General features: G+C 68.1%; 5 protein-coding genes. All 5 read right to left on the bottom strand.

Features of this window, described 5'->3' with window-relative positions:
- Positions 1–132 precede the first annotated feature (132 nt).
- Positions 133–885 carry a type-F conjugative transfer system pilin assembly protein TrbC gene (gene trbC, locus ACE3N6_RS18995; RefSeq protein ID WP_374247390.1) on the bottom strand — a complete coding sequence of 251 codons (753 nt, stop codon included), beginning with the start codon at positions 883–885 and terminating at the stop codon, positions 133–135.
- On the bottom strand, positions 872–1,894 hold the full coding sequence (gene traU, locus ACE3N6_RS18990; protein WP_374247389.1) for a conjugal transfer pilus assembly protein TraU: 1,023 nt from the start codon (positions 1,892–1,894) through the stop codon (positions 872–874). The genes trbC and traU overlap by 14 nt, the downstream gene beginning before the upstream one ends.
- A complete protein-coding gene (gene traW, locus ACE3N6_RS18985) occupies positions 1,891–2,526 on the bottom strand; it encodes a type-F conjugative transfer system protein TraW (RefSeq protein ID WP_374247388.1) in 636 nt (211 codons plus the stop codon). Before traW ends, traU begins: the two co-directional genes overlap by 4 nt.
- Complete coding sequence (locus ACE3N6_RS18980) at positions 2,523–2,900, bottom strand: hypothetical protein (RefSeq protein WP_374247387.1); 378 nt, start codon at positions 2,898–2,900, stop codon at positions 2,523–2,525. Before ACE3N6_RS18980 ends, traW begins: the two co-directional genes overlap by 4 nt.
- A gap of 10 nt (positions 2,901–2,910) precedes the next feature.
- A partial coding sequence (gene traF / locus ACE3N6_RS18975; protein ID WP_374247386.1) for a conjugative transfer signal peptidase TraF occupies positions 2,911–3,427 on the bottom strand: 517 nt, incomplete at its 5' end.

The following is a 3,427-nucleotide window of genomic DNA, read 5'->3' as shown; positions in this document are numbered from 1 at the left end:
CCCCCGGATGACGGGATTGGCCGCCTGCCCGGCGGTGGTGCCTTCCTCGAACGGACCGGCGACGGCGGCGGTCTGCGTCGTGACGAAGCAGACGAGCGTGATCCAGGTGACCCAGCGGCGCATCGTGGCCTCCTATCCCTTAATCCGTTTCAGGAAGGTGTCGGCGGGCGGGCCGAACCCGGTTGCCGAGTGCCGCATGTGTTCCAGCGCGTAGTCCAGGCTCACGTCGCCGGAGGTCCGCAGGAAACTGTCGGCCGGCGCGCAACTGCCGCTGGCGCAGGCAACCGGGCGGGTGCCGTCGCGCACCAGCACGAAGGTCGGTACCCGAGTGACGGCGTAGCGGTCGAAGGCCAGGGGATCGATCTGCATCGCCACCTGGCGGGAACCGATCAGGCCCTGCACCTGGGCGACGGTGTCGCGCAGCGAGCCGTTGGCGAAGCCCCGGAGGACGATCGAAGCCTTGGCACGCGCGGCCTGGTCGACCAGACGCTGCAGAGTGGGCCGGGGCATGGACAGGCTGACGAACACCAACAGCCCTGGCCCAGTCGCCAGCCCCTGCGCCTGAGTCATTGCATCGGCTTGCGATGCGTAGCCCCGTGCCAGCGCTTCGAGGTCGATCGGGGTGCGGCTGAGGGGCTGGGGCAGCGCCTCGACGTTGGGGGTCGGCACCGGTGCAAATCGGAGTTCGGCATCGACGGGCATGCTGTACTTCCGCCGCGCCGCGTCGATGTCTCCCTCGGTGATCGCTGGCTGCTCGCGGCGGACCCGTTCGATGTCCGCGTCGGTGATGACCGGCGGGTTTTGCGCCAGGGCCTGCGCGCTCGCCACGAGCGCGGCGGTGAGGCCGAGGGCCCAGGCAGAAGGACGGAAATCAGAAGCCCACACAGCAGTTCCTCTTGCGAAATAACATGAAGGCGAAGTCCTCGCCGCGCACCGGGTATTCCTTGCCGGCACCCCAGAGCACCGTGGTGCGGCCGAAGGGCTGGCAGCAGCGGCCGGCCTCCTTGTCGGTGTTGGGGATCGGATAGGTGAGTTGAGTCTTGTAGGCGGTCTTGTCCATGACCGGCTCGAAGTACGGTCCGCACAGGCCGGGCGTGCCGTGCCAGCCCCAGGCGATCAGTTCGCGGTGCATTTTGGCGGTCAGGCGCTGGGCCATCAGCGAGGCGGTGCGCACGCCGCCCAGGTGGTAGGGCACGTGGCCGTCGAGGGGGTAAATGCCACCCTGGCAGCCGGCGCACCAGAAGAGCTCCTTGAGGCCGAAGCCGACCGAGGCGGCGACGCAGTCGGCCGCGCAGGCGGCGATGGCGACCGGATTGGCGAAGAGCACGGCGTCCGGATTGAGGATCAGGGTGAGTTCGTCGTCGGCCCACAGGGGATCGACCTCGGTGAGGTAGGCGAGATCGAAGGAACCTTTTTCCAGGCAGGGGAAATCGGTCACCACGTCCAGCCAGTACATCACCGGGTTCACATAGAAGTGCGCCTGGTAGAAGCTGCCGCCGTCGCCATCGCCTTCGGGGCGCGTGAAGCGCGCAGCTTCCGGCGCCGGGATGCCCGGATCGAGATCGATGCCGCCCAGCGATACCAGGCAGAAGGGTTTGCGCACCGCCTCGACATGCCGTGCGGGCTCCCAGAAGCCGATGGAGAGCCCGATGACCGGATTGGCGCCACAACTGCAGACGGGGCTCGATGGGTTGTCGGTGTCCTCCTGGTCGCCGAAGTTGGCGATGCGCGCGGCGCCGATGCTGATCGGCAGGATGCAGGACCAGCAGATATCGGTGATCGGATTGGGAAACTTGCCGGTGCAGGTGGCCGCGTCGGCGGCGAGGCTGGGGCCGGCCGCGCAGGCGAGCACGGCGGCGAGCAGGAAGGAAACGAGGCCGCGATGGGCATTCATGGGGACACCGACAATTCGTCGATACGCAGCTGCAGCCCTTCCTGCGACACCAGCGCCGGCACCTGGGTGATGCCTAGGCGGCGGGTGAGCAGGCCCTGTTGGTCGTAGTAGACGGGGACATGCCAGGACTGCATCAGGTCCAGGTAGGAGCCGCCGACCAGGATCGGCTTGACGCGGCCCTGGTAGAGGGCGATCAGCTGCCGGGCGCGGCTGACCTGACGCGGATCGCGGGCATCGAAGAACAGCAGGTGCCGGGACAGCGACACCACCTCCAGCGGGTTCTTGCGCGTGCCGGCGGCAAACATCAGCTCCCCCTGGGGGCCAAGGATGTTGCGATCGAGGGTGAAGCTCGGGTCGAAGTAGAAGGTCCGCGCCGTTTCGGCCGCACGCAGGCCGGCGACCGGCGGCGGATTCTTCACGGTTGCGATACCCCGCGCCCGGGCTTCTTCTTCGAGGCGCCCGAGTTCGCCGCTGCGTTCCTTCTCGCGCAGGCGCTGCGCGATCATCTGGAGCAGATGGGGTTCGCTGATCTCGTAGGTCGGCCCGATGACGCCCAGATCCATGGCCCGCACGCCAGCCGCGCCCAGCATCAGGCAGAGCACCAGAGGAGCGGACAAGATGCAGCGTTTCATCGCCCCCTCCCGGCCGGGCAACGGATCTGACCGGCGAATCGCTCGCGGGCGGCGCTATCGCGCAGGTGGCTCGCACGGATCAGTCCCATCAGCACCGGATCGCCGTCACCGGCCGACATCGCTTGGCGCAGCTCACTCGTGGTGAGTGCCCGGCCGCAACGTTGCTCGAAGGCCGCGAGATAGTCCTTGGCGCCGGTTTCAGCGGCGGGGGCGATTTGCCGCAGGAGGCCGAGATAGTCGGCCAGCGCCATGTCATTGATGCCTGGCGTCGTCGGTGTCCCGTGGATCGGCCCGCGGGCCGGACTGGACTGGCCCCGGGCAGCCGGCTGGGTCAAGAGGCCGAGCAGCGCGAGGAGGAGAAGGGCCTTGGTCATGGCGCGCCTTTCAATACAGCGGAACCACGACACCGACCACCTGCTCGGCCCGGACCAAGCCGCTGTCCTGGTAGCGCGAGTCGAAGGAGTCGGGGCTGGTGCCCTGCACGTAGTAGTGCCCGGGCGGGATGACGGTGGGCGTAATCGGTGCGAGCGGACTATGGTCGTAGGCCTGCAGCTTGGCCACGCCGACCTCCTCGCCGTTGATCGCCACGTGCCGACCGGCGACGGTTACGGCATCACCCGGCAAGCCCCGTACGATCTTGAAGAAGGGCTGGCCGCGCAGTCCTGGATAGCGCACCGTCGCCTCGCCGTCGAACGAGAAGACGATGAAGTCGCCGCGCCGCAGCGGGCGGGGTCCATGCACCAGCCAGGCGATGCGGTACGGCAGGCTCGGCGTCCAGTTGAAGAGCACGGGCAGCCGCGGCGTCGCATCGATGAAGAGCCGGGCATAGGCCAAGCCCCAGATCGCGACGATCGGCAGGTAGAGATACCAGCGCCGGCGCACATGGCGCAGGAAATCGGCA

The sequence above is a fragment of the Zoogloea sp. genome (assembly GCF_041904905.1).
Taxonomy (GTDB): domain Bacteria; phylum Pseudomonadota; class Gammaproteobacteria; order Burkholderiales; family Rhodocyclaceae; genus Zoogloea.
Note: the sequence above shows the minus strand (reverse complement) of the source record. Positions and strands in the feature narration are given on the sequence as shown.